The 24,741-nt window shown below is 62.7% G+C and carries 22 protein-coding genes; 11 read left to right on the top strand and 11 right to left on the bottom strand.

Translation table 11 applies throughout. The features are described from left to right. Positions 1–23 precede the first annotated feature (23 nt). From ilvN to mrcB, 5 genes are all read right to left on the bottom strand, one after another. The gene (gene ilvN / locus P3R38_RS03620) at positions 24–515 is read right to left on the bottom strand and encodes an acetolactate synthase small subunit (protein WP_003250040.1); all 492 of its coding nucleotides are present in this window, start codon (positions 513–515) and stop codon (positions 24–26) included. Position 516: 1 nt separating this feature from the next. Continuing rightward, positions 517–2,241, bottom strand: a complete 1,725-nt coding sequence (locus tag P3R38_RS03615) for an acetolactate synthase 3 large subunit (protein ID WP_023378662.1) — start codon at positions 2,239–2,241, stop codon at positions 517–519. Between the two features lie 407 nt (positions 2,242–2,648). Beyond that, positions 2,649–2,981 carry a YqcC family protein gene (locus P3R38_RS03610; protein ID WP_023378661.1) on the bottom strand — a complete coding sequence of 111 codons (333 nt, stop codon included), beginning with the start codon at positions 2,979–2,981 and terminating at the stop codon, positions 2,649–2,651. Beyond that, a complete protein-coding gene (locus P3R38_RS03605) occupies positions 2,981–3,751 on the bottom strand; it encodes a tetratricopeptide repeat protein (protein WP_027908030.1) in 771 nt (256 codons plus the stop codon). The genes P3R38_RS03610 and P3R38_RS03605 overlap by 1 nt, the downstream gene beginning before the upstream one ends. 15 nt (positions 3,752–3,766) lie before the next feature. Continuing rightward, a complete protein-coding gene (gene mrcB, locus P3R38_RS03600; RefSeq protein WP_023378659.1) occupies positions 3,767–6,088 on the bottom strand; it encodes a penicillin-binding protein 1B in 2,322 nt (773 codons plus the stop codon). A gap of 116 nt (positions 6,089–6,204) precedes the next feature. Here mrcB and P3R38_RS03595 point away from each other — a divergent pair, with 116 nt between their 5' ends. From P3R38_RS03595 to P3R38_RS03585, 3 genes are all read left to right on the top strand, one after another. Continuing rightward, the gene (locus P3R38_RS03595) at positions 6,205–7,767 is read left to right on the top strand and encodes a bifunctional aminoglycoside phosphotransferase/ATP-binding protein (RefSeq protein ID WP_027908029.1); all 1,563 of its coding nucleotides are present in this window, start codon (positions 6,205–6,207) and stop codon (positions 7,765–7,767) included. Positions 7,768–7,865: 98 nt separating this feature from the next. Continuing rightward, positions 7,866–8,213, top strand: a complete 348-nt coding sequence (locus P3R38_RS03590) for a pentapeptide repeat-containing protein (protein WP_027908028.1) — start codon at positions 7,866–7,868, stop codon at positions 8,211–8,213. A 154-nt stretch (positions 8,214–8,367) separates the two neighbouring features. Further along, positions 8,368–8,646: a TfoX/Sxy family protein gene (locus tag P3R38_RS03585; RefSeq protein WP_023378656.1), complete on the top strand. Its 279-nt coding sequence runs from the start codon at positions 8,368–8,370 to the stop codon at positions 8,644–8,646. A 193-nt stretch (positions 8,647–8,839) separates the two neighbouring features. On the opposite strand, the gene P3R38_RS03580 is transcribed toward P3R38_RS03585, so the two are convergent. Genes P3R38_RS03580 through P3R38_RS03565 form a run of 4 tightly spaced genes read right to left on the bottom strand, consistent with a single transcriptional unit; the run spans position 8,840 to position 12,425 of the window. Beyond that, on the bottom strand, positions 8,840–9,727 hold the full coding sequence (locus P3R38_RS03580; RefSeq protein ID WP_277686830.1) for a ChaN family lipoprotein: 888 nt from the start codon (positions 9,725–9,727) through the stop codon (positions 8,840–8,842). Positions 9,728–9,739: 12 nt separating this feature from the next. After that, positions 9,740–10,507: a heme ABC transporter ATP-binding protein gene (locus P3R38_RS03575; protein WP_104882179.1), complete on the bottom strand. Its 768-nt coding sequence runs from the start codon at positions 10,505–10,507 to the stop codon at positions 9,740–9,742. Continuing rightward, the gene (locus P3R38_RS03570) at positions 10,507–11,490 is read right to left on the bottom strand and encodes an iron chelate uptake ABC transporter family permease subunit (RefSeq protein WP_177429858.1); all 984 of its coding nucleotides are present in this window, start codon (positions 11,488–11,490) and stop codon (positions 10,507–10,509) included. The genes P3R38_RS03575 and P3R38_RS03570 overlap by 1 nt, the downstream gene beginning before the upstream one ends. Positions 11,491–11,540: 50 nt before the next feature. Next, entirely contained in the window at positions 11,541–12,425 is an 885-nt protein-coding gene (locus P3R38_RS03565; protein ID WP_104882181.1) for an ABC transporter substrate-binding protein, read from the bottom strand. A 148-nt stretch (positions 12,426–12,573) separates the two neighbouring features. Between P3R38_RS03565 and P3R38_RS03560 the strand changes: the two genes are divergently transcribed. Next, positions 12,574–12,891: a Rieske (2Fe-2S) protein gene (locus P3R38_RS03560; protein WP_027908027.1), complete on the top strand. Its 318-nt coding sequence runs from the start codon at positions 12,574–12,576 to the stop codon at positions 12,889–12,891. Here P3R38_RS03560 and sfsA read toward each other — a convergent pair. Together sfsA and P3R38_RS03550 are read right to left on the bottom strand one after the other, a co-directional pair. Beyond that, complete coding sequence (sfsA, locus tag P3R38_RS03555) at positions 12,881–13,594, bottom strand: DNA/RNA nuclease SfsA (protein WP_023378650.1); 714 nt, start codon at positions 13,592–13,594, stop codon at positions 12,881–12,883. The genes P3R38_RS03560 and sfsA overlap by 11 nt on opposite strands. Continuing rightward, a complete protein-coding gene (locus P3R38_RS03550; RefSeq protein ID WP_023378649.1) occupies positions 13,594–14,766 on the bottom strand; it encodes a pyridoxal phosphate-dependent aminotransferase in 1,173 nt (390 codons plus the stop codon). Before P3R38_RS03550 ends, sfsA begins: the two co-directional genes overlap by 1 nt. 210 nt (positions 14,767–14,976) lie before the next feature. Between P3R38_RS03550 and dksA the strand changes: the two genes are divergently transcribed. The 7 genes from dksA (at position 14,977) to folK (ending at position 24,548) form a co-directional block, all read left to right on the top strand. Next, a complete protein-coding gene (gene dksA / locus P3R38_RS03545) occupies positions 14,977–15,420 on the top strand; it encodes an RNA polymerase-binding protein DksA (RefSeq protein WP_023378647.1) in 444 nt (147 codons plus the stop codon). A gap of 65 nt (positions 15,421–15,485) precedes the next feature. After that, positions 15,486–16,373: a tRNA glutamyl-Q(34) synthetase GluQRS gene (gene gluQRS / locus P3R38_RS03540; RefSeq protein WP_023378646.1), complete on the top strand. Its 888-nt coding sequence runs from the start codon at positions 15,486–15,488 to the stop codon at positions 16,371–16,373. Positions 16,374–16,511: 138 nt separating this feature from the next. Next, the gene (locus tag P3R38_RS03535) at positions 16,512–16,688 is read left to right on the top strand and encodes a hypothetical protein (protein ID WP_003250005.1); all 177 of its coding nucleotides are present in this window, start codon (positions 16,512–16,514) and stop codon (positions 16,686–16,688) included. Continuing rightward, complete coding sequence (locus P3R38_RS03530) at positions 16,672–19,647, top strand: sensor histidine kinase (RefSeq protein ID WP_027908026.1); 2,976 nt, start codon at positions 16,672–16,674, stop codon at positions 19,645–19,647. The genes P3R38_RS03535 and P3R38_RS03530 overlap by 17 nt, the downstream gene beginning before the upstream one ends. Before the next feature lie 4 nt (positions 19,648–19,651). Then, complete coding sequence (locus P3R38_RS03525) at positions 19,652–21,100, top strand: sigma-54 dependent transcriptional regulator (protein WP_023378644.1); 1,449 nt, start codon at positions 19,652–19,654, stop codon at positions 21,098–21,100. Between the two features lie 1,583 nt (positions 21,101–22,683). After that, positions 22,684–24,072, top strand: coding sequence for a polynucleotide adenylyltransferase PcnB (locus P3R38_RS03520; RefSeq protein WP_023378643.1), 1,389 nt, complete (start codon positions 22,684–22,686; stop codon positions 24,070–24,072). Then, the gene (gene folK, locus P3R38_RS03515) at positions 24,069–24,548 is read left to right on the top strand and encodes a 2-amino-4-hydroxy-6-hydroxymethyldihydropteridine diphosphokinase (protein WP_277686829.1); all 480 of its coding nucleotides are present in this window, start codon (positions 24,069–24,071) and stop codon (positions 24,546–24,548) included. The genes P3R38_RS03520 and folK overlap by 4 nt, the downstream gene beginning before the upstream one ends. Positions 24,549–24,741: the final 193 nt, after the last annotated feature.

Genomic DNA, 24,741 nt, shown 5'->3' with positions numbered 1-24,741 from the left:
GGAGCCATCGCTAATTTTTGAATTTAGATGCTGAGCACTTTGTCGCCACGGGCAATGCCGGTGACGCCACTGCGCACGGTTTCGAGAATCGATGCAGTGCCGATCGCCTGGATGAAGCTGTCCAGTTTGTCGCTGGTACCGCTCAGTTGCACGGTGTACACGCTGGCGGTGACGTCGACGATCTGGCCACGGAAGATATCCGTGGTGCGCTTGATCTCGGCGCGCTGGGCACCGGTGGCCTTGACCTTGACCAACATCAGCTCGCGCTCGATGTGAGCACTTTCCGACAGGTCGACCAATTTGACCACTTCGACCAGCTTGTTCAGGTTCTTGGTGATCTGTTCGATCACTTCGTCATGGCCAACGGTGGTCAGCGTCAGACGCGACAGGGTCGGGTCTTCGGTCGGCGCCACGGTCAGGCTTTCAATGTTGTAGTTGCGCTGGGAGAACAGGCCGACCACACGGGACAACGCACCGGGTTCGTTTTCCAGCAGCAGGGAGATGATGTGCCGCATATCAGGTACGCTCCGTCTTGCTCAGCCACATGTCACGCATCGAGCCATCCTTGATCTGCATCGGATAGACGTGCTCGGTACGGTCAACCGCGATGTCGATGAACACCAGGCGGTCCTTCATCGCGAAGGCTTCCTCCAGCTTCGGCTTGAGGTCCTTCAGGCTGGTGATGCGGATGCCCACATGGCCATAGGCCTCAGCCAGCTTGATGAAGTCAGGCAGCGACTCGACGTACGAATGCGAGTGACGACCGTTGTAGGACATGTCCTGCCATTGGCGGACCATGCCCAACACGCCGTTGTTCAGGTTGACGATCTTCACCGGCAGGCCGTACTGCATGCAGGTGGACAGTTCCTGAATGTTCATCTGGATACTGCCCTCGCCAGTGACGCAGGCCACGTCCTGATCCGGGAAGTTCAGCTTGATGCCCATGGCCGCCGGGAAACCGAAGCCCATGGTGCCAAGGCCACCAGAGTTGATCCAACGGTTCGGCTTGTTGAAGCGGTAGTACTGCGCCGCGAACATCTGGTGCTGACCTACGTCGGAGGTGACGAAGGCGTCGCCATGGGTCACTTCGCAGAGGGTCTCGATCACGGTCTGTGGCTTGATGACGCTGCCGTCGCCCTTGTCGTAAGGGAACAGGCCACGGTCACCGCGCCATTCGTCGATCTGCTTCCACCAGGCATCCAACGCGGCCTTGTCAGGCTGCTCGCCGATTTCCTTGAGGATGGTGAGCATCTCGCTCAGCACGCTGTCGACTGGCCCCACGATCGGTACGTCAGCCTTGATCATCTTGGAGATCGACGCAGGGTCGATGTCGATGTGGATGATCTTGGCGTTGGGGCAGAACTTGGCCGGGCCATTGACCACACGGTCGTCGAAACGCGCACCAACCGCCAGGATCACGTCGGCATTGTGCATGGCCATGTTGGCGGTGAAGCTGCCGTGCATACCGAGCATGCCAAGGAACTGGCGATCGGTGCCCGGGAAGCCACCCAGCCCCATCAGGGTATTGGTGACAGGCAGGTTCAGCGACTTGGCGATTTCGGTCAGGGCTTCGGAGCCACCACCGAGGATGACGCCGCCACCGGAGTACACGATCGGGCGCTTGGCGGCGAGGATCATCTCGGCTGCCTTGCGGATCTGACCGGAGTGGCCGCGTACGGCTGGGCTGTAGGAGCGCAGCTTGACCTTTTTCGGGTAGACGTATTCGAACTTCTCGGCCGGGTTGGTCATATCTTTTGGAATGTCGACCACGACCGGGCCAGGACGGCCGGATTGCGCCAGGTAGAACGCTTTTTTCAGGACTTCAGGGATTTCCGAGGCATGCTTGACCATGAAGCTGTGCTTCACGATAGGCCGCGAGATCCCGATCATGTCGGTTTCCTGGAAGGCATCGGTACCCACCATGGTGCTAGGCACCTGGCCGGACAGGATGACCATCGGAATCGAGTCCATGTAGGCGGTGGCAATACCGGTAATGGCATTGGTCGCACCCGGGCCGGAAGTCACCAGCACCACACCGGCCTTGCCGGTGGCACGGGCGTAGCCGTCCGCCATATGGGTAGCAGCCTGCTCGTGACGAACCAGGATGTGCTCGACTTCCGGTTCCTTGAACAGTGCATCGTAAACATGAAGGAGAGCACCACCAGGGTACCCGTAGATGTGCTTAACGCCTTCGTCACGCAAGAAGCGGACGACCATCTCAGCGCCAGATAAAAGCTCCACGTTGTTCACCTCTAAAACGCCAGAATACCGCCCACATGGACGGGTCTTAATAGGTTTACTGCCAAGCAGAGCATGAGCGAACGTCAGCACTGACTGAGCAAGTATTGGGAGCTCCCCAGAGTGTTGCGGGGGTTTCCCACCCAGCGCGAGGTAACGCGTTGCGGGGTGTAACAGGTCGGCGCGGGTGTGCGCCTCATGATCTGCTTAGCGGGTCTGCTTCTGGCAGTCCCTCTACAGCGGAATCTGGATTCTTGTGATTTGGCGGCTACAAGTCAAGAAAAATTATTGCCAATTTTTCCTCAAGATGAATTCCTGCCACCACTAAAAACCGCCTCAGCAGCAGAAAAAATAAGATTTCCATAAAAAAGGGCCACAATCTGCGGCCCTTGAAGGAAAAAAAGAAGAAATCAGGCGGAAGGAGCGATCAATTGATCGAAAGCTGCCAAAAGGCGCCGCAGCTCACGACTTTGCTCCGGACGATCGACAAAGACGGTTTCGGCCATGACCAGGATGCCCGAGGCGTTGGGCAGCGGTTGGCCCCGCTCGATGATAAGCCTCATGCGGGGCAGGAAGATCCACTGCAGCCACTGCTCGAAGCTCAGCGTATCGACCGCAAATGGCACCGTGCTGGCCAGCGCCTGCTTGCTCGGCGAGGCGTCGCTCCACCAGCCTTGCACCTGCAGCTCACGCTCGATGAGCAGCAGGTGATCGGCGATGTCCAGGATCCGTTGTTCGACCATCAGGAGCTGACCCGAGCCTTTTGCCGCGCCAGTGCGGCACCGGCGCTATCGCCTTGCTTTTCGCGTGCCTGGGCGATGGTGTTCCACAGCTCGGCCTGCAGGCTTGGGCGGCCGTTGGCATAGCTCAGGCCACGACGCGCCAGTTGTTCGGCCTGAGCGGCATCCCCTTGGGACAAGCGTACCTGGGCCAGGCGGAACAGCACTTGCGGCTCGCGCGGGGCGATGCGCTGGGCACGCTCCAGGCTGGAAGCCGCGCCATTGAAGTCGCCACTGCCTTGCTGCTGCTGGGCGGTGGTGAGCAATGCCAGCACCGGGCCGTCCAACTGCTCATCGGCCGACAGGCCACCCGAGGCACCGCTGCGTGGAATACCGGTCGGGGCGCTGGTGGCGCTCGAACCGCCACTCATCGACGCGATGTCGAACGGCTCGTCGGCGATCGGATTAGGGTTGGTCGTGATCGGTGTGGTGCTGATTGGCGCAGTGCTGATCGGCGCCGCCCCGGTCGCGGCCGGGAACGTCTGGATTGGCGCGGAACCCGCGCCCTGTGGAATGACCACGGTCACCCCGGAGTCCTCGGGCAGCGTCTGTGCCTGAGAGGTGCCACCGCTCATGCCAACCGCCGAACGGTTGGCAGTGATGCGCTCGCTGTTGGACACGCGTGTGCTCGAGTCGACGACCGGGATATTGCCCCGCGGAACGCTGGAGCAACCCTGGAGCACAACCAGTGCCGTCACGGCAGGAAACCACCACTTTTTCACTTCACACCTCATCAATGCAGCCAGTGCTTAATTCATCCAGCCCTTGACCCAGTCCATGACCGACTCAACCGGATCCTGCTCACCGCCACAGGTCGCACCCGCGGGCGGTTCGCTCCCGCGAATATACGGCATCTGCACGGCTCCCGGACAGCTGCCATCGGAACCTTGCCCGCTGTACGGGTCGATCCAGGCCTGCACTACATTGTCCGGCTGCGGCATGTCCAACGGCAGCGGGTCGGCCTTGCGCATGAAGCTGGTCCATACCTGCAGGGCACCGGTGGCGCCAGTGAACGGTGTCTTGCCGTTATCGTCGCGGCCCAGCCAGACCACGGCCAGCAGGTCCTGGCTGAAGCCGGAGAACCAGCTGTCGCGCGAATCGTTACTGGTCCCGGTCTTGCCTGCCAGGGTCAGCGAACTTGGCAGCACGCTGTACACCGAACGACCGGTACCTTCACGCATCACTCGCTGCATGGCGTTCTGCACCAGGTAGATCGAGCCCGGATCGAAAGTCTGCTGGATCTGGAACGGGTAGCGCTTGAGCGGCTCGCCTTCGGCCGTCAGCACGCTGCGAATACCGCGCATCGGGGTATTGAAGCCACCATTGGCGATGGTCTGGTACATGGTCGCGACCTGCATCGGCGACATCCCACCGGCGCCCAGCAGCATCGATGGGAAGGCTGGCCAATCGACATTCACGCCCAGCCGCCCAATGGTCTTGATGACGTTCGGGACCCCCACTTCCAAGCCGATCTTGGCGGTCGACAGGTTGTAGGAGTTGGCCAGCCCCTGATACAGGTAGATGGTGCCATGGGGGCGGCGGTCGTAGTTCTGCGGACGCCATACCTGGCCGTCGGCGCCCTTGACCGAAAACGGCTCATCCTGCACGCGGCTGGTCAGGGTGTACTTGGTCGGTTGCTCCAGCGCGGTCAGGTAGACCGCTGGCTTGACCAGCGAACCAATCGGACGCACCGCATCGATGGCGCGGTTGAAGCCGGCGAAGCCCGACTGGCGGCTGCCGATCAGCGCCTGCACCTCACCGGTTTCCGGGTTGGTCACAACCATTGCCGACTCCACCTCATCAGCGCCCTTGCGCCCGGCCAGGCGCTTGAACGTCTCGCTCATGGCGCTCTCGGCCTTCATCTGCAGGATCGGGTCGAAGCTGGTGAAGATTCGCAGGCCTTCTTCGGTCAAGTCCTCATCGCGGTAGTCCTGGCGCAGCTGACGCTTGACCAGGTCGAGGAAGGCCGGGAACGAGCTGTCGGCCAGGCTGCCACGCTTGGTCACGCCCAAGGGCATTTTCTTGGCCGCTTCGGCGACTTCCTTGCTCACCACGTTCTGCTCGGCCAGCAGGTCGAGCACCAGGTTACGGCGAGTCAGCGCACGCTCCGGGTAACGGCGCGGGTTGTAGTAGGACGGCCCCTTGACCATACCCACCAGCAAGGCGACCTGATGCAGCTTGAGTTCCGACAGCGGCTGGCTGAAGAAGAACTGGCTGGCCAGGCCGAAGCCATGCACGGCACGTTGACCGTCCTGGCCAACGAACACTTCGTTGAGGTAGGCCTCGAGAATTTCGCGCTTGTCGTAATGCAGCTCCAGCAGCACGGCCATCATCGCTTCGGTGAGCTTGCGGCTGAGACTGCGCTCGCTGGTCAGGTAGAAGTTCTTCACCAACTGCTGCGTCAGGGTACTGCCGCCCTGGCGCATGGAGCCGGATGACGTGTTGACCCACATGGCGCGGGCAATCGACTTGGGCGATACGCCGAAGTGGCTGTAGAAGTCGCGGTCTTCCACCGCCACCAAGGTTTCGAGCAGGTACGGCGGCACCTGGTCGATCTTGATCAGAATGCGGTCTTCGAGGTTCTTCGGATAGATACCGCCGATCATCAAAGGCTCCAGGCGCACCACATCGAGCTTGCCGCCGTTGGCGCCGGAGAGCCCCGCAACATAGTCACCGGAGAAACGCACGCGCACGAACTGGGCCGGCTCCATGCCCTCGTAGAACTGGAAGCCACGGGTATTGAGGTCGACGTTGTTACCATTGACCGCGGCCGCACCTGGGCCGTTGGCGGCGCTCTCGCGCCGATAGCCGAGCGCATCGAGTTCGGTGAGGAAGTCGTTCTTGCTCAGTTTCTGTCCGACGAACAGCTCCAGCGGCCGGGCATACACCTTGGCCGGGATGGTCCAGCGCTTGCCAGAGAACTTCTCCTGGACGACGGCATCGAGGTAAACCGCGAAGCCGGCGACGATCACAAGGCCAACCAGGCTGAGCTTCAAAGCCCAGCCCAGCCAGGCGCGGGAGCGGCCGGTCGGGCGTTTCTGAGGGGTGCGGGGGGATCGAGTTCGAGTCATGGCGGCGGATTATACGCACTTTGTAAAGGCTGGGCAGACGCCCTCTGGCGGTATGCAGGGACGGCACCATTGACCATAATGGCGCATTCGAATTCCCTGCCCCGGAAGGATTTCTCGTGAGCCAAGCCTTGATCAACGCCTTGCAGAACCCAGCCCTCTACCCTCACCCGGTGGATGGCTTCCAACTCATCGAGACGCATATCTCCTGGGTTCTGCTCACCGGCGAGTACGCCTACAAGGTCAAGAAACCGATGAACTTCGGCTTTCTCGACTTCACCAGCCTGGATAAGCGCCAGCATTTCTGTAACGAAGAGTTGCGTCTGAACCAGCGCCTGACCGACGGTCTCTACCTTGAGGTCCTGCCGATCACCGGTACTGCCGAGGCACCGCAAATCGGCGGCGAGGGCGAGGCTATCGAATACGTCCTGAAAATGCGCCAGTTCCCCCAGGGCCAAATGCTCAACACGCTGCAGGCCAACGGTGAACTGAATGCTGGCCATATCGACCAGATGGCCAGACAGATCGCCGAGTTCCACCTGCAGGCGCCAAAAGTGCCGGTCGACCACCCGCTGGGCACCCCGGACAGCGTCATGGCGCCGGTGGAGCAGAACTTCGAGCAGATCCGTCCGTTCCTCACCGACAAGGCCGACCTGCAACAACTGGACAACCTGCAAGCCTGGGCCCACAGCAGCTTCGAGCGCCTGCACAGCCTGTTGGAGCAACGCAAGGCCAAAGGCTTCATCCGTGAGTGCCATGGCGACATCCACCTGGGCAATGCCACCCTGATCGACGGCAAGGTGGTGATCTTCGACTGCATCGAGTTCAACGAGCCCTTCCGCCTGACCGATGTCTACGCCGACGTCGGCTTCCTGGCCATGGACCTGGAAGACCGTGGCCTCAAGTGTCTGTCGCGCCGCTTCATCAGCCAGTACCTGGAGCTCACCGGCGACTACGAGGGCCTGGAGCTGCTCAACTTCTACAAGGCCTATCGTGCCCTGGTACGCGCCAAGGTTGCGCTGTTCAGCCTGCCGGCAGACGCCGACGGCGTACAACGCGCCACCACCCTGCGTACCTACCGTAACTACGCCAACCTGGCGGAAAGCTACAGCGCCATCCCCTCGCGCCTTCTGGCCATCACCCACGGTGTTTCGGCCGTGGGCAAAAGCCATGTCGCCATGCGCATGGTCGAAGCCCTGGGGGCCATCCGCGTGCGTTCGGACGTAGAGCGCAAACGCCTGTTCGGTGAGCAGCAAGCGGCAAACGCCGGGCAGCAGAACACCGGCATCTACGACCAGAACGCCAGCGCCGCCACCTACCAGCGCCTGCACGAGCTGGCGGCGACCATCCTGCGCGCCGGGTTCCCGGTAGTGCTCGATGCCACCTACCTCAAACGCGCACAGCGCCAGTCAGCGGCGGAAGTCGCCAATCACACCGGCGTGCCTTTCCTGATCCTCGACTGCCACGCCCCTGAGGCCGTCATCGCCAGCTGGCTGGAGCAGCGCCAGGCAGAAAACAGCGACCCTTCGGATGCCACCCTGGAGGTGATCAAGGCGCAGCAGGCCAGCCGTGAGCCTCTGGACGAGGAGGAACTCAAACACAGCACCCGCGTCGACACCCAGGACAGCGCCAGCATGAACCAGGTGATCGATCAGGTTCGCCAGCGTTTGCCAGGCCTCTGAGCCTAAAGGCGTGAAGCAGTCGACACTTCACGCCTGAAGTTCGGCGCCTCCACAGTGATGGCATTACAATATCATCACAATCATAAGGAGGCGCCGTCATGAACCAGCCCCGTCAACTGGACAATGCCCTGTACGCATTGGTCCGCGACGAGAACATCAGCGCATTCAATCGTGAAAGACCCGCCGAGGGGCTGATCGACTTTCGCGGCGGCGACTTCCGTGGCCTGGACCTGCGTGAGCTAGATGCGCGTGGCATCGACTTCACCGACGCGTACTTCCGCGCTGCCGACTTGCGCGGGCTGGACCTGCGTGACAATGGCCTGGAAGGGGCGAGCATCGCCCATGCCCAGATCTCCGGCACGTACTTCCCGCCGGAGCTGAGCGCGGACGAAATCCTCATGTCAGCCAAGTTCGGCACGCGCATGCGCTATCGACCGAAAGCCTGAATCATGGCTGGGGCTGCCCGACAGCCCCACCTCTCGGGCATCTCGTCGGCCCCGATGGCAAAAGGCCGCGCATTTGCGAACCCCCGCTACACTCCTTTCTGACCTGCTCGCGATTTATCCCCCAAGACCCGTTCAGCCATCGCAAGGAGGCTAGATGAACGATGAATTGCAGCATCTGAAGAATCTTGGCAAGACCTCTGCGCAGTGGTTGCACGCGGCGGGTATACACAGTGCGTCGGACCTGCGTCGTCTCGGTGCCGTGGGTGCGTACCAAGCCGTCAAAACGCGGGGATTCCGGGCATCGAAGGTGCTGTTGTACGCCATTGAAGGCGCGCTCCTGGACATGCACTGGAACGATTTGCCGGCCGAACGCAAGGAAGCACTCAACCAACAACTGGATGCGAAATGCCTTACGCAAAAAAATGCGAAATGAACGCACAAAGGGGATTGACGATTAAATGAGAATCGTTATGATTATCACAACTGGTCGCGAGACTGGTTGGATAAGCTGAAAGCCCCTGGTTCGGACTCTCAGATTATCTCCTCATCAGGCTAATCACGGTTATTGACCCGGCAGTTTTGCCGGGTCTTTTTTTGCCTGGACGCTGACCGGCGCGCCGAAATCGTTACTGACGCAGCGTCGCGCAGTAATCCTGCTCGGGCAGGGCGGCGGTGTACCACACGTAATCGGCCATGCCAGCTTCCACAGTCTGACCCACCTCGGCCAAGATCAACACCTTGGTCTCCCCTTTCGCCTCCAGGTCGGCCAAATGCAGTGGCACGCCCAGGTCCTTGCGCGCGTGATAGGCCCCGGTCAGCAACATTGCAGGCTGCGGCGCATCGTTGAGTCGTTCGGCGATTCGCCGGTCACGCTGCTGCTGAACGGCCAGCATCGCCGGCAGTTGGCTTTCCGGCAACAGACCACAGTGTCCTTCCCGTACCTGCTTGAGCAATGCCGCTTTCACTGCCGGGCTGTTGGAGCGTGTGCCGGGCAATGGCGGCGGCTGGCGATAGGCCTGACGCATCTGCTCGGGTGAAAGGTTGGCCGCCAGCAAGGGGACATGCCCCTGCAAGGCCTCCCGCACGATCGGCCCATACAATGGCCAATCCCAGCCTTCATCCCAGGCCAGAGCCTTGGGCAGGTCCTGAGGCAACTGGGCTTGCTGCTGCACGGCATCGACCTGGGACTGCTGGTCCGGTTGCAGCATCTCCATCAACAGGCTGCCCTGGGGGCGCTGGGTCTGCACGGCACGCAGCAACCATAGCTGCAGGGCATGGTGGTCAGGGTTGTCATGCTTCTCGCCCACAATCACTCGTGGCGCATCGGCCAGGCGCCGGACCAGTTGCTCAGGGCTGATCGACTGACCGCTGGTCAGGTCGCGAATCTGCCCCAACTGCGCACTGTCACGCCCTTCACTGCTTTGCCAGGCCGGTAGCGTCGGCAAGCTCGCCTGGCACCCGCCCAAGGCCAGCCCCAGACCCAGCGAAACAGCAGACAGCCATGGATGACGCATGCACAGAGCCTCCTAGCGAGTGATGATCAACGGGTGGCCACGCTCTGGGTGCTCCTGCACCAGAACATCGATGCCAAATACCGCCTTGAGCGCCCGAGGCGTCAAGACCGCCTGCGGCTCAGCAAGCGCATGACAGCGCCCCTGCTCCAGCAGCAGGATGCGATCACAGTAACGCGCCGCCAGGTTCAGGTCATGCAGGATCACCAGCACCGCCGCACCACGGTCGGCAAAGCTTCGCACAACCTGCAACGTGGTGTGCTGGTGCAGAGGGTCGAGCATCGAGGTTGGTTCGTCGAGCAGCAACGTGGCCCCCACTTCGCCTGGCCATAGCTGGGCCAGGACCCGCGCCAGGTGAACCCGCTGACGCTCGCCGCCGGACAGCGCCAGGTAGCTGCGCTCGACCAGATGCCAGGCATCCGCTGCCTGCAACGCCGCCTCGACGATCTCTCGATCACGTTGCCGGCCGGTGTCATGAGGCAGACGCCCCATGCCGACCACCTCGTCCACACGAAAGGCGAACCCCAGGCTGGACACCTGTGGCAGCACCGCCAGGCGTCGTGCCCGCGCCTGCCCTGGCCAGTCGGCCAATGCCCGCCCCTGCAACCTCACCTGGCCCTCGCTGGGCGCCAGCTCGCCGCACAGCACACCCAACAGACTGCTTTTGCCCGCACCGTTCGGACCGAGCACGCCCAGCACCTGGCCTGGCTGCAACTGAAGGTGGAGGCCGTGCAGCACCTCGTTGCTTCCCCGCCGCAAGTGCAGGCCCTCGACTGAAAGCATCAGTTGCGCCCCCGTACCAGCAAGAACAGAAAGAACGGCGCACCAATGAACGCGGTAACGATCCCAATCGGCAACTCGGCTGGGGCCAGGGCCAGGCGCGCAACCAAATCGGCAAACAACAGCAACGCGCCGCCTGCCAGCAGCGAGGCCGGCAGCAATACCCGATGATCCGGGCCAGCCAGCAGCCGCACCCAGTGCGGCACCACCAGACCGACGAAGCCGATCAGGCCGGCTGCCGCCACCGCCGAACCTACGCCCAGCGCCGTGCAAAGCACCAGTTCGCGCTTGAGCCGCTCCACATCGACTCCCAGGTGACGGGCCTCCGATTCACCCAGCAGCAAGGCATTTAGCGCCTGCGCCCGACGCGGCAGCCAGATCGCCACGGCCAGCGTGACCAGAAGCACTGGCCATGAACGCTCGTAACTGGCGCCATTGAGGCTGCCCAGGTTCCAGAATGTCAGTGTACGCAGCGTGGCGTCATCGGCCAGATAGGTGAACAACCCCACCGCCGAGCCGCCTAAAGCGGTCATGGCGATGCCGGCCAGGAGCATGGTGGCGACATGGGTCTGGCCATCGCGCCGGCCCAGGCGATACACCAGCGCGGTCACACCGAGCCCACCGACGAATGCACAAGCCGACAGCAGGTACGGTGCCAGCGCTTCTGGCAAACCTCCAAGCCAGCTCCCCGCCACGATCGCCACTGCCGCGCCAAGCGCCGCGCCGCTCGCCACGCCCACCAGCCCCGGGTCAGCCAACGGGTTACGAAACAGCGCTTGCATGGCAACCCCGGACAGCGCCAGCACCGCTCCGACGGCAAGGCCTAGCAAGGTGCGCGGAACGCGGATCTGGCCGAGAATCATCTGCGCCTGCTCGAGGCCATCACCTCCAACGGGCAGCCCGAGCAAGCGCAGCCCCGCGCGCAGGGTATCGAACAATGGCAGGCTGACCGGCCCTAGTGCCAGCGACAGCCAGACCGCCAGCAGACACAGAAGGCCCAAACCCAGGCACACGCTGCGCGGCGCGATCCGCTGCTTCATTGAGTGGGACGTGCCTTGGCATTGGGATAGAAGCTTTCCGCCAACCCTTGCAGGGTGGCCGGCAAGCGTGGGCCAAGGCCACCCACCAACAGGGTCGGGTCCAGCGCAACCAGGCGCTGCTCACGCACCGCGCGTGATACGGCCAGTGCCGGGTTTTCCTTGAGCAATGCTTGCAAGGCCTGCTCGCCCACAAGGGCACGGTCGGAGAACACCACGACATCCGGGTCCAGCGCAGCCAACGCTTCGACGGAGAAATGCTTGTAGCCTGGGTGTTCGGCGAGGTTACGCCCACCAGCCTGACGCACTACCCAATCGCCCGCCGTGCCTTGCCCGGCAATCAACGGTTTGGCTCCCGCATGGCCGACCAGCAGCAATACGCCCGGCGCCTTCTGGCCTGCCTGGGCCTGTCTGACCCTTGCCGATAGCGCTTCCAGTTGCTGGTGGTAGCCCGCAGCCAGCTCCGAAGCCTTCTGCTGCACCCCCAACAATTTGCCCAGCTGCTTGAGGTTTTCATCCACGGCAGCCAGCTCGGCCTTGCTGGACAACAGCTCGACCTGCACACCGGCCTTGCGAATCTGCGCCAACACCGGCGGCGGCCCCATTTCCTCGGTCCCAACCAGTACATCCGGGCGCAAACTGAGAATGCCCTCGGCCGACAGCTGCCGTTGATACCCGATGCTTGGTAATGCCTTCAGCGACTCAGGATGCTGGCTGGTGGTATCGACACCAACCAGCCGCTGCTCGCCACCCAGCAGGCTGATCCATTCGCTCAGGGAGCCCCCAGCACTCACCCAGCGTTGCGGCGAGTCGGTGGCCAGGGCCTGGGTTGAAAGCACCAGGCCCACGCACAGGGCGACATGGGCAGCGATACGGCGCATCATCGGATTCCTCCTGAAGGCAGGCCACGCGCCTTGTGGCGGGCGGCGGAACTGCGCACCATAGGCAGGCAGGCGCAGCGAGCGGCTGCAATTTGATAATTATTCGCATTAAAGCGTCAAGCCAGACGTTGCCACCTGGAACACCCCTGCCATGCACTTCCTTTGTACTTCCCACGGGCTGCCCGAGGGCCATAGCCGCGCCTTCAGCGTAGACGGCACCGCGGTGTTCGGCGTACGTCGCCGAGGCCAGGTGTACCTGTACCGCAACCGTTGCCCCCACCGCGGTATTGCGTTGAACTGGGCAGAGGACAGCTTTCTCGATGACAGCGCCAGCCTGATCCACTGCGCCCATCACGGCGCCCTGTTCCTGATCGAAAGTGGCGAATGCGTGGCCGGCCCCTGCGAGGGCGAGGCGTTGGAGGCCCTGGGCTGCCGTGAGGACAGCCAGGGCATCTGGCTTACCGGTTGAGCAGCACCGGCAAAGGGCGGTCGATGACGATCTGACCGGCGTCCAGGCGAGCGCCGTAGGCCAGCACTTCTACGCCATCCGCCACGGCCGCGCGCAGGGCCTGGCTGTAGGCCGCATCGATCTCTTCGGCAGGGCGCACAGCGTCCACACCGGTCAGGTTGACGCAGTACAGCTGCACCGCACGAATACCTTGCCGGGCCAGGGCCGCCAATTCGCGCAAGTGCTTGGCACCGCGCTGGGTCACCGCATCGGGGAAGGCGGCGACCGAGGAGTCCGGGTAACCCAGGGTCACGCTCTTGACCTCGACATAAGCCGGGCCATCGGCGAACTCCAGGCGAAAATCCACACGGCTACGTTCTTCGCCGTACGCCACCTCGCGCTTGAGTCCGGTGAAACCTGCCAACTCACGGATGACACCTGCGTGCAACGCTTCTTCGACCAATGCATTGGCCCGACCGGTGTTCACGCAGGCCAGGCGCCCCTGAGGCGTTTCGCTAATTTCCCAGGTTCCAGGCAACTTGCGCTTGGGGTCGTTGGAGCGGCTGAACCAGACCTGACCACCTTCAAGCATGCAATTGAGCATGGAACCGGTGTTGGGGCAATGGATGGTCAGCTGCTCGCCGCTGGCCAGTTCGATATCGGCCAGAAAGCGTTTGTAGCGACGCAGCAGGCGCCCCTGTTCGAGTGCGGGTGAAAAGCGCATCAGCCTTGCCAGCTCCGCAGGCCACGGGCAATGCGCTGTACCGCCTCCTCCAGGCGCGGCAAGCTCTGGGTATAGGCAAAACGCACATGATGACCGGCCAGGTGGCGGCCAAAGTCCAGACCTGGGGTAAAGGCCAGGTGTTCGGTTTCGAGGAAATGCCGGCAAAACGCAAAGGCATCGCCGCCAAATGCGCTGATATCGGCATAAAGATAGAACGCGCCCTGAGGCTCGACGGCGATCCCGAAGCCCAGCTCGCGCAGCGCCGGCAACAGGAAATCGCGACGGCGGGCGAACTCTGCGCGGCGCTCTTCGAGAATCGACAAGGTCTCGGGCTGGAAGCATGCCAACGCGGCGTGCTGGGCCATGCTCGGTGCGCTGATATAGAGGTTCTGCGCCAGTTTCTCCAAGTCGGCCACGGCACTGGGCGGTGCCACCAGCCAACCCAGGCGCCATCCGGTCATGCCGAAATACTTGGAAAAACTATTAAGGACAAAGGCCTCATCATCGACTTCCAGCACGCTCGCAGCGTCCATGCCATAGGTGAGGCCGTGGTAGATCTCGTCCACCACCAGGTGACCATGGTGCTCACGGGTGGCCCTGGACAGGCTGGCCAACTGGTCACGGCTGAGCACCGTGCCGGTCGGGTTGGCTGGCGAAGCGACCAGGGCGCCAACGGTGTCCTTGTCCCAGTGGCGCTCGACCAGATCGGCCGTCAGTTGGTAGTTGACGTCCGGCCCCACCGGGACCAGTTGGGCGCCGCCTTCGACCAGGCGCAAGAAATGTCGATTGCAGGGGTAGCCTGGGTCGGCCAGCAACCAGTGCTTGCCGGGGTCCACCAACAGACTGCTGGCCAGCAACAGCGCGCCCGATCCGCCAGGGGTGATCAAAATGCGCTGCGGGTCGATCGTCACGCCATAACGCTGCTGGTAGAAGCCGGCGATCGCCTCGCGCAAGGCCGGCAAGCCACGGGCCGCGGTGTATCGGGTATGACCTGCCGCCAGCGCCGCCTGGCCCGCCGCGACGATGGGTGCAGCGGTGGTGAAATCTGGCTCGCCGATTTCAAGGTGGATCACATCGTGCCCAGCCGCCTGCAACTCGTTGGCCCGCGCCAGCAGTGCCATGACATGGAAGGGTTCGATGGCGCGACTGCGCGCACTGTGGGTGTGGGCCATGACCTTCTCTCAATTGGGTCTAAACTGTGGATTCTACCTCTGCGCGGCACCGAACGTACGACTTGCGCCGCTGTCAACCACTAGAATCGGGCGGGGTAGCGCACCCCCGATCTATCTGGTAAGTTCGGCGGCTCGCAGTCGCAGGGCCGGCGGGTGCCGGAGATGGAGCAGCCTGCGCATTGGATCAGATGAGTGAGAGGCGGTCTATTCATGTCCACCGTAGAAAAGCACAAAGCCCAGACCATGTACGGTGTCGAGCCCTACGTAGAAAAGCAGGGCGAAGAGTACATGGGCGAGCCCATGAAAAAGCACTTCACCAAGCTTCTCGGTGCCTGGAAACAGGAACTGATGAACAGTGTGGACCGCACCGTGGATCACATGAAGGACGAAGCTGCCAACTTCCCCGACCCGGCTGACCGCGCCAGCCAGGAAGAAGAATTCGCCCTTGAGCTGCGCAACCGCGATCGCGAGCGCAAGCTGATCAAGAAGATCGACAAGACCCTCGACAAGATCAAGGCCGACGAATACGGCTGGTGCGAATCGTGCGGCATCGAGATCGGCCTGCGTCGCCTGGAAGCCCGTCCCACCGCCGACCTGTGCTTCGATTGCAAGGAAATCGCGGAGAAGAAGGAAAAGACGGTCGGCAAAGGCTGACTCTTTTCCCATTCGAACGGGGCGCACCATGCGCCCCGTTTTCATTTTTACGACCTGTACGGCCCATGAAAGACTCCCGCTATATCGGACGTTTCGCCCCCACTCCCAGCGGCTTCCTGCACTTCGGCTCGCTGGTCGCCGCCCTCGCCTCCTGGCTCGACGCCCGCGCGGTCGATGGCCGCTGGCTGGTACGCATGGAAGACACCGACCCGCCCCGGGAAATGCCCGGGGCCCGCGACGCGATCCTGCAGACCCTAGAGCGCTATGGCCTGGAGTGGGATGGCGAAGTGGTCTACCAGAGCCAGCGCCACGACGCCTACGCCGCGGTGGTCGACCGCCTGTTCAGCATGGGCCTGGCCTACGCCTGTACCTGTTCGCGCAAGCAGCTGGAGGGCTACAACGGCATCTACCCAGGCTTTTGCCGTAACGCCGGGCATGCCCGAGAAGGCGCAGCGATCCGGCTACGGGTGCCTGAGTTGATCTACCGCTTTACAGACCGGGTGCAGGGCGAGTTCCAGCAACACCTGGGGCGTGAAGTGGGCGATTTCGTGATCCAGCGGCGTGATGGGCTGTATGCGTATCAACTGGCGGTGGTGCTGGATGATGCCTGGCAGGGTGTTACCGACATCGTGCGCGGGGCGGACCTGCTCGACAACACCCCACGCCAGTTGTACCTGCAGGAACTGCTGGGCCTTTCGCAGCCGCGTTACCTGCATATTCCGCTCATCGTGCAGCCGGATGGACACAAGCTGGGCAAGTCCTATCGCTCGCCGCCGCTGCAGGCGGAACAGGCGACGCCTTTGCTGCTGCGCGCGCTGCGGGCCTTGGGGCAGGCAGCAGACCCGGAGTTGCGGCTGGCAACACCGGCTGAAGTCCTTGCGGTAGCCCGCAAGCAGTGGCGGCCAGAGGCGATTGCCCGGCAGGCCACTGTTGCAGAGGCAGACTTGCACTGACGCAGGCCCGGCCTCTCGAAAACAAAAGCCCAATAAATTCAAACTCTTGGCGAACCCCATGGATTCCCGCTAGCATCGCCCCAGCCATTTGCGCCAATAATAAGTCCAAGCCCGCAGCGCCCAACCATCGAGGCCAGCATGTACATCTATCGTTTGGTCCTGCTTCTGGTCGTGGGGATCTACCTGTTCTCCCCGGCCATCATGGACTGGTGGATCGAACCGACCGGAGCCTGGTACCGCCCCTACCTGCTCTGGCTGATCCTGATCGTCGTCACCTTCATCCTGCAGAGCCAACGAGATGCCGATGAGCTTTAGCCTGACCCAGATGATCCTGATCAGCGCCGCGTACCTTCTGGTGCTGTTCGGCGTGGCCTGGATCAGCGAGCGAGGGCTGATTCCCCGCTCCATCATCCGTCACCCCCTGACCTACACGCTGTCGCTGGGGGTATACGCCAGCGCGTGGGCCTTCTATGGGTCGGTTGGCCTGGCCTACCAGTATGGCTATGGCTTCCTGGCGTGTTACCTGGGGGTCTCAGGCGCGTTCCTGCTCGCCCCGGTGCTGCTCTACCCGATCCTGAAGATCACCCGGACCTACCAGCTTTCCTCGCTGGCAGACCTGCTGGCGTTTCGCTTTCGCAGCACCTGGGCCGGTGCGCTGACGACGGTGATCATGCTGATCGGCGTGTTGCCGTTGCTGGCCCTGCAGATCCAGGCGGTCGCAGACTCGATCAGCATTCTCACCGGAGAACCGGTCAAGGCGCGGGTGGCGTTCGCGTTCTGCGTGCTGATCATCCTGTTCACCATTTTCTTTGGCTCACGTCATATCGCCACGCGCGAAAAACACGAAGGTCTGGTCTTCGCCATCGCCTTCGAATCGGTGATCAAACTGCTGGCCCTGGGCGGTATCGGACTGTATGCCCTGTATGGCGTGTTCGGCGGCCCTCACCAGCTCGAGGTGTGGCTGCTGCAGAACCAGACCGCCCTGGCGGCGTTGCATACCCCGCTGCAGGAAGGGCCATGGCGCACCCTGCTGCTGGTGTTCTTCGCCTCGGCTATCGTCATGCCACACATGTACCACATGGCCTTCACCGAGAACCTCAACCCGCGCTCGCTGGTCAGCGCCAGCTGGGGCCTGCCACTGTTCCTGCTGTTGATGAGCCTGGCGGTGCCCCTGGTGCTCTGGGCCGGCTTGCGCCTGGGCGCCAGCACCAACCCCGAGTATTTCACCCTGGGCCTGGGAATAGCTGCCGGCAATCCGGCTCTGGCCTTGCTCGCCTACGTCGGCGGGTTGTCGGCCGCCAGCGGACTGATCATCGTCACCACCCTGGCGCTATCGGGCATGGCGCTCAACCATCTGGTGCTGCCGCTGTACCAGCCCCCCGCCGAGGGCAACATCTACCGCTGGCTGAAATGGACCCGACGCGCACTGATCGTCGCCATCATCACCGCCGGCTTCATGTTCTACCTCACCCAGAACAACCACCAAAGCCTTGCCAATCTCGGCATCGTCGCCTTCGTTGCCACCTTGCAGTTCCTGCCCGGCGTGCTGTCGGTGCTGTACTGGCCGACCGCCAACCGCCGTGGCTTCATCGCCGGCCTGCTGGCGGGCACCCTGGTGTGGATGGTAACGATGCTGTTGCCGTTGCTGGGCAACCTGCAGGGCTTCTACATTCCGCTGCTGGACATGATCTACGTGCTGGACGACACCAGCTGGCACATGGCGGCCATTGCCTCGCTGGCGGCCAACGTGCTGTTGTTCACCCTGATCTCGCTGTTCACCAACGCCAGCACCGAAGAAGCCAGCGCCGCCGAGGCCTGCGCGGTGGACAACGTACGCCGCCCGCAACGTCGTGAGCTGCATGCCGCCTCGCCCCAGGAGTTCGCCACCCAGCTGGCCAAGCCATTGGGCGCCAAGGCTGCGCAGAAGGAAGTCGAGCAGGCGCTACGCGATCTCTACCTGCCCTTCGACGAGCGCCGCCCCTACGCCCTGCGCCGCCTGCGCGACCGCATCGAGGCGAACTTGTCCGGCCTGATGGGGCCAAGCGTTGCCCAGGACATGGTCGAGACCTTCTTGCCCTACAAGTCCGGCAACGAGAACTATGTCACCGAAGACATCCACTTCATCGAAAGCCGTCTGGAAGACTACCACTCGCGCCTGACCGGCCTGGCCGCCGAGCTCGATGCCCTGCGCCGTTACCACCGCCAGACCCTGCAAGAGCTGCCCATGGGCGTATGCTCGCTGGCCAAGGACCAGGAAATCCTGATGTGGAACAAGGCCATGGAAGAACTCACCGGCATTGCCGCCAAGCACGTGGTGGGCTCGCGCCTGGTCACCATCAGCGAACCCTGGCGCGGCCTGTTGCAAGGCTTCATCAATGTGCCCGACGAGCACCTGCACAAGCAGCGCCTGGCCCTGGACGGTCAACCCCGCTGGCTGAACCTGCACAAGGCGGCCATCGACGAGCCACTGGCACCAGGCAACAGCGGCCTGGTGCTGCTGGTCGAGGACCTCACCGAGACCCAGGCCCTGGAAGACAAACTGGTGCATTCCGAACGCCTGGCCAGCATTGGCCGCCTGGCCGCCGGTGTAGCCCACGAGATCGGCAACCCGATCACCGGCATCGCCTGCCTGGCGCAGAACCTGCGTGAAGAGCGCGAGGGTGACGGCGAGATCATCGAGCTGTCCAGCCAGATCCTGGAGCAGACCAAGCGAGTGTCGCGCATCGTCCAGTCGCTGATGAGCTTCGCCCACGCCGGCGGCAGCCACCAGAATAGCGAAGAGCCGGTGTGCCTGGCAGAGGTGGCCCAGGACGCCATTGGTCTGCTGGCGTTGAACCGGCGCAACTTCGAAGTACAGTTCTTCAACCTCTGCGACCCCGACCACTGGGCCGAGGGCGACCCGCAGCGACTGGCTCAGGTGCTGATCAACCTGCTCTCCAACGCCCGCGATGCCTCGCCACCTGGCAGCGCCGTTCGTGTGCGCAGCGAGGCCAACGAGCACACGGTCGACCTGATCGTGGAGGATGAAGGCAGCGGCATTCCCAAGAACATCATGGACCGCCTGTTCGAACCGTTCTTCACCACCAAGGACCCTGGCGAGGGAACCGGACTGGGGCTCGCTCTGGTCTATTCCATCGTGGAGGAGCATTATGGGCAAATCACCATCGACAGCCCGGCCGACATCGAACGGCAACGTGGCACCCGGATCCGCGTGACCCTGCCCCGGCATGTCGTAGCGACGTCCCCTGAAATTCGAGACCGTCGAGAGAATTGAATCAATGCCGCACATTCTGATCGTCGAAGACGAAACCATCATCCGCTCGGCCCTGCGTCGTCTGCTGGAGCGGAACCAGTACCAGGTCAGCGAAGCCGGCTCGGTACAGGAAGCACAGGAACGCTTCAGCATTGCCACCTTCGACCTGATCGTCAGCGACCTGCGCCTGCCCGGTGCACCCGGTACCGAGCTGATCAAGCTCGGCCAGGGCACACCGGTGCTGATCATGACCAGCTATGCCAGCCTGCGCTCGGCAGTAGATTCGATGAAAATGGGCGCGGTGGACTACATCGCCAAACCGTTCGACCACGACGAGATGCTCCAGGCCGTCGCGCGCATTCTGCGTGACCGGCAGAACGCACCTGTCGTGGCCCCAGTCACCGCCGAACCGCGCCCCAATGGCAAGGCACCGCTGGCCGACAAAGGCAGCATGGCACCGGCCAATGGTGAAATCGGCATCATCGGGTCCTGCCCGCCGATGCAGGACATGTTCAGCAAGATCCGCAAGGTCGCGCCCACCGATTCCAACGTACTTATCCAGGGCGAGTCGGGCACCGGCAAGGAGCTGGTCGCTCGCGCCTTGCACAATCTGTCGCGCCGCGCCAAGGCACCGATGATTTCGGTCAACTGCGCGGCCATTCCCGAGACCCTGATCGAATCCGAACTGTTCGGCCACGAAAAAGGCGCCTTCACCGGTGCCAGCGCGGGGCGTGCGGGGTTGGTGGAAGCAGCCGACGGCGGCACCCTGTTCCTCGACGAGATCGGCGAACTGCCGCTGGAGGCCCAGGCACGCCTGCTGCGTGTGCTGCAGGAAGGCGAGATTCGCCGGGTGGGTTCGGTTCAGTCGCAGAAAGTTGATGTGCGGCTGATCGCTGCAACGCACCGGGACCTGAAGAACCTGGCCAAGGCCGGGCAATTCCGTGAAGACCTGTATTACCGCCTGCATGTCATTGCCCTGAAATTGCCAGCCCTGCGTGAGCGCGGCAGTGACGTCAACGAAATCGCCAACGCCTTCCTGGCTCGCCAGAGTGCGCGCATTGGCCGTGACGACCTGCGTTTCTCGGCAGAGGCCGAGCAAGCGATCCGTCACTACAGCTGGCCAGGTAACGTGCGCGAGCTGGAGAACGCCGTGGAGCGTGCAGTCATTCTGAGCGAAAGCCCGGAAATTTCTGCCGAACTGCTGGGCATCGATATCGAGTTGAGCGACCTGGACGACGATATTCTCGACGACACCCCGATCATCGCGGGTAGCAACGCCAACAATGCCAGCCATGAGCCCACCGAGGACCTGTCACTGGAGGACTATTTCCAGCACTTCGTCCTCGAGCACCAGGACCACATGACCGAAACCGAGCTTGCGCGCAAGCTGGGCGTAAGCCGCAAGTGCCTGTGGGAGCGCCGCCAGCGCCTGGGCATTCCTCGTCGCAAGAGCAACGCCACCAGCGATAATTGAGGCTGGGGACGGCGCGCTGCCCGATTTTCAGGGGCCTGTGAGATCGAGCGCCGCCTGCGCGGCGCATCGCGAGCAAAGCTCGCTCCTACAGGTCGCGCGCCCATCTCGCAGGGATGATTGGTCCGAAACAAACGTAGGAGCGAGCCTTGCTCGCGATGCGCCGCGCAGGCGGCGCTCGGTCCCACAGGCGCCAAACCTGCTACGTCAGGCCCTTGCGGACTGTAAACCTCCCAGGTAACACCTCCCCCGAGCTTGCGCGCAAGCTGGGCGTAAGCCGCAAGTGCCTGTGGGAGCGCCGCCAGCGCCTGGGCATTCCTCGTCGCAAGAGCAACGCCACCAGCGATAATTGAGGCTGGGGACGGCGCGCTGCCCGATTTTCAGGGACCTGTGAGATCGAGCGCCGCCTGCGCGGCGCATCGCGAGCAAAGCTCGCTCCTACAGGTCGCGCGCCCATCCCGCAGGGATGATTGGTCCGAAGCAAACGTAGGAGCGAGCCTTGCTCGCGATGCGCCGCGCAGGCGGCGCTCGGTCCCACAGGCGCCAAACCTGCTACGTCAGGCCCTTGCGGACTGTAAACCTCCCAGGTAACACCTCCCCCGAGCTTGCGCGCAAGCTGGGCGTAAGCCGCAAGTGCCTGGGCATTCCTCGTCGCAAGAGCAACGCCACCAGCGATAGTTGAGGCTGGGGACGGCGCGCTGCCAGATTTTCGGGGGCCTGTGAGATCGAGCGCCGCCTGCGCGGCGCATCGCGAGCAAAGCTCGCTCCTACAGGTCGCGCGCCCATCCCGCAGGGATGATTGGCCCGAAACAAACGTAGGAGCGAGCCTTGCTCGCGATGCGCCGCGCAGGCGGCGCTCGGTCTCACAGGCGCCAAACCTGCTACGTCAGGCCCTTGCGGACTGTAAACCTCCCAGGTAACACCTCCCCACCCCAACAATCTGTTACCCAGGCTCTCCCCGCGTAACAGTTCCCGAGGTGTACGGTAACGAAATTTCTACATTTCCCGCCCGCCCGCTTCCGCCAAATCTCGCCAAGCCATTGATTTTATTGTGTTTTCAAAAGTTGGCACGGCACCTGCTATATCTTTGGCACAAGAACAATAACAAGCACTGCAACTCAGAATAAGAACAAGACGAAACGGCTCACGCACAATAAAAACAAGACGGCGGAGGCGCAGCTAACTGATTCTTTTGGAGAGGATGCGTGTTTGGGGCTTGCCCCACGACCAGGCAGAGAACAACAAAAACTGCACTAAAAAGCAGCGCCTGAACTGGTTGGATCGATAGATCAACGTGACATCAGCGACCAAAGCAATCCGTTTGCTCTTAACCCCTGGATTGGGGGTCGTCCACAAGCTTTGAGATTTGTGGACAGGGCACTCAACAAAAACAAGAAGCCCAGCAGAAGAACAATAAGAGCACGCAACGACTTCTTGGGGAGCTTAGGCTCCCCTTGTCGTTTCTCTCCTTCCAGCAGGCTTCCTGCGACCGCCTACACCATTCCCCGAGTAAATGCTAGAATCCCCGCCCATCATGCGGCCATTCTCCTATTCTTGGCCGAACATTCCTTCAAACAGTGCATCCCATGCTGAAGAAGCTGTTCCAGTCGTTCCGCCCGCCCGTACCGGGCCAGCACCACAGACGCACCACGCCTGAGGTGATCAACAAGAGCCAACACTCGCTGCAACGCCACCAGTTCAGCCGCCACGCGGTGAATATCGTCGAGCGGCTGCAAAGTGCTGGTTACCAGGCATACCTGGTCGGTGGCTGTGTCCGCGACCTGATGCTGGGCATCACGCCGAAAGACTTCGACGTCGCCACCAGTGCCACCCCCGAGCAGGTCCGCGCCGAGTTCCGCAATGCGCGCATCATTGGCCGCCGCTTCAAGCTGGTCCATGTGCATTTCGGCCGTGAGATCATCGAAGTCGCCACATTCCGTGCGCCTCACTCCGAAGAAGACCAGGGCGACAGCCACCGTTCGTCACACAATGCCAGTGGCCGCATTCTGCGCGACAACGTCTACGGCACGCTGGAGGAAGACGCCCAACGCCGCGACTTCACCATCAACGCCCTTTACTACGACCCGGTCAGCGAGCGCATCCTCGATTACGCCAACGGTGTGCACGATGTCCGCAACCGCCTGCTGCGCCTGATCGGCGACCCAACCCACCGCTACCAGGAAGACCCGGTGCGGATGCTGCGCGCTGTGCGTTTCGCCGCCAAGCTCGACTTCGGTATCGAGAAGCACACCTACCAGCCCATTCGTGAACTGGCTCCGCTGCTGCGTGACATCCCGCCAGCCCGCCTGTTCGAGGAAACCCTCAAGCTGTTCCTCTCCGGCCAAGGCGCGATCGCCTTCGAGATGCTGGTCGACCTGCACTTGTTCGACCCCTTGTTCCCGGCCAGTGCCCATGCCCTGGAAGAGCGGCCGACCTACACCCACACCCTGATCAGCCAGGCGCTGAACAACACCGACCTGCGCGTCAAGCAAGGCAAGCCGGTAACACCGGCCTTCCTGTTCGCCGCCTTGCTCTGGCCAGCGCTGCCAAGCCGCGTCCTGCACCTGCAGAACCAGGGTGTACCGCCGATTCCGGCCATGAACGGCGCAGCCCACGACCTGATCGCCGAGCAATGCGCACGCATCGCCATCCCGAAGCGCTTCACGCTGCCGATCCGCGAAATCTGGGACATGCAGGAGCGCCTGCCGCGCCGCAGCGGCAAACGTGCCGACCTACTGCTGGACAATCCGCGCTTCCGTGCCGGTTACGACTTCCTGCTGCTGCGTGAAAGCGCCGGTGAAGACACCGACGACCTCGGCCAGTGGTGGACCGACTACCAGGACGCCAACGACAGCGAACGCCGCGAGATGATCCGCGAGCTGGGCAGCCGTGACGATGGCGCCGGTGCCGGCCCGCGCAAACGCAAACGCAGTGGCAGCAAGCGCAAGCGTGGCGGTGACGAGGCCTTCGATTGAACACGCGCGCCTACATCGGCCTGGGGAGCAACCTGGACCAGCCTGCCGAGCAACTGCGCAGTGCCTTGCAGTCGCTCGACCAGGTCGAAGGCTCCCACCTGGTCGCCGCATCCGCCTTGTATACCAGCGACTCGCTGCTGCCAGGCCAACCGCGTTACACCAATGCCGTAGCCGCCCTCGACACATCGCTTGAACCGCTGGCGCTGCTCGATGCCCTGCAAGCCATCGAAAATGACCAGGGGCGTGTGCGCAAGGAGCGCTGGGGCCCGCGCACGGTCGACCTGGACATCTTGCTGTTCGGCGACCAGGTGCTCGACGTACCGCGCCTGAAAGTCCCGCACTACCACATGCATGCACGGCCCTTCGTGCTGTACCCGCTTGCCGAACTGGTACCCGCGGACTTCCGCCTGGCCGATGGCCGCGCCCTCGCACAGTTGCTCGCAGACTGCCCGTTCGTCGGGCTGGAACGCCTGTAATCCGGGCGTTCCAGACCAAGGTAACGCCAGTAACACCCGAATCGTAACAATGCGGTAACAGGGTGATTGACTTCCCCCACCTCGCTCACGACTATAGGCGTCCCGTGTGGCACCAAAGTGCCGCATACCCGTATCTAGGCCCGGACGGACCTGTGCCCGAACATCACAAGCGATGATGTGCCGCTCCGGAAGA

This window comes from Pseudomonas sp. NyZ480 (genome assembly GCF_029537255.1).
Lineage (GTDB): Bacteria > Pseudomonadota > Gammaproteobacteria > Pseudomonadales > Pseudomonadaceae > Aquipseudomonas > Aquipseudomonas taiwanensis.
Note: the sequence above shows the minus strand (reverse complement) of the source record. Positions and strands in the feature narration are given on the sequence as shown.

What these genes read in the sequence shown, in the direction of transcription:
- P3R38_RS03610 (WP_023378661.1), bottom strand. Translation starts at nt 2,981, where the DNA reads ATGGTCGAACAACGGATCCTGGACATCGCCGATCACCTGCTGCTCATC.
- mrcB (WP_023378659.1), bottom strand. Translation starts at nt 6,088, where the DNA reads ATGACTCGAACTCGATCCCCCCGCACCCCTCAGAAACGCCCGACCGGC.
- P3R38_RS03560 (WP_027908027.1), top strand. Translation starts at nt 12,574, where the DNA reads ATGCACTTCCTTTGTACTTCCCACGGGCTGCCCGAGGGCCATAGCCGC.
- P3R38_RS03535 (WP_003250005.1), top strand. Translation starts at nt 16,512, where the DNA reads ATGTACATCTATCGTTTGGTCCTGCTTCTGGTCGTGGGGATCTACCTG.
- P3R38_RS03520 (WP_023378643.1), top strand. Translation starts at nt 22,684, where the DNA reads ATGCTGAAGAAGCTGTTCCAGTCGTTCCGCCCGCCCGTACCGGGCCAG.
- gluQRS (WP_023378646.1), top strand. Translation starts at nt 15,486, where the DNA reads ATGAAAGACTCCCGCTATATCGGACGTTTCGCCCCCACTCCCAGCGGC.
- dksA (WP_023378647.1), top strand. Translation starts at nt 14,977, where the DNA reads ATGTCCACCGTAGAAAAGCACAAAGCCCAGACCATGTACGGTGTCGAG.
- P3R38_RS03590 (WP_027908028.1), top strand. Translation starts at nt 7,866, where the DNA reads ATGAACCAGCCCCGTCAACTGGACAATGCCCTGTACGCATTGGTCCGC.
- P3R38_RS03530 (WP_027908026.1), top strand. Translation starts at nt 16,672, where the DNA reads ATGCCGATGAGCTTTAGCCTGACCCAGATGATCCTGATCAGCGCCGCG.
- ilvN (WP_003250040.1), bottom strand. Translation starts at nt 515, where the DNA reads ATGCGGCACATCATCTCCCTGCTGCTGGAAAACGAACCCGGTGCGTTG.
- P3R38_RS03525 (WP_023378644.1), top strand. Translation starts at nt 19,652, where the DNA reads ATGCCGCACATTCTGATCGTCGAAGACGAAACCATCATCCGCTCGGCC.
- P3R38_RS03550 (WP_023378649.1), bottom strand. Translation starts at nt 14,766, where the DNA reads ATGGCCCACACCCACAGTGCGCGCAGTCGCGCCATCGAACCCTTCCAT.
- P3R38_RS03605 (WP_027908030.1), bottom strand. Translation starts at nt 3,751, where the DNA reads ATGAGGTGTGAAGTGAAAAAGTGGTGGTTTCCTGCCGTGACGGCACTG.
- P3R38_RS03565 (WP_104882181.1), bottom strand. Translation starts at nt 12,425, where the DNA reads ATGATGCGCCGTATCGCTGCCCATGTCGCCCTGTGCGTGGGCCTGGTG.
- P3R38_RS03575 (WP_104882179.1), bottom strand. Translation starts at nt 10,507, where the DNA reads ATGCTTTCAGTCGAGGGCCTGCACTTGCGGCGGGGAAGCAACGAGGTG.
- sfsA (WP_023378650.1), bottom strand. Translation starts at nt 13,594, where the DNA reads ATGCGCTTTTCACCCGCACTCGAACAGGGGCGCCTGCTGCGTCGCTAC.
- P3R38_RS03580 (WP_277686830.1), bottom strand. Translation starts at nt 9,727, where the DNA reads ATGCGTCATCCATGGCTGTCTGCTGTTTCGCTGGGTCTGGGGCTGGCC.
- P3R38_RS03585 (WP_023378656.1), top strand. Translation starts at nt 8,368, where the DNA reads ATGAACGATGAATTGCAGCATCTGAAGAATCTTGGCAAGACCTCTGCG.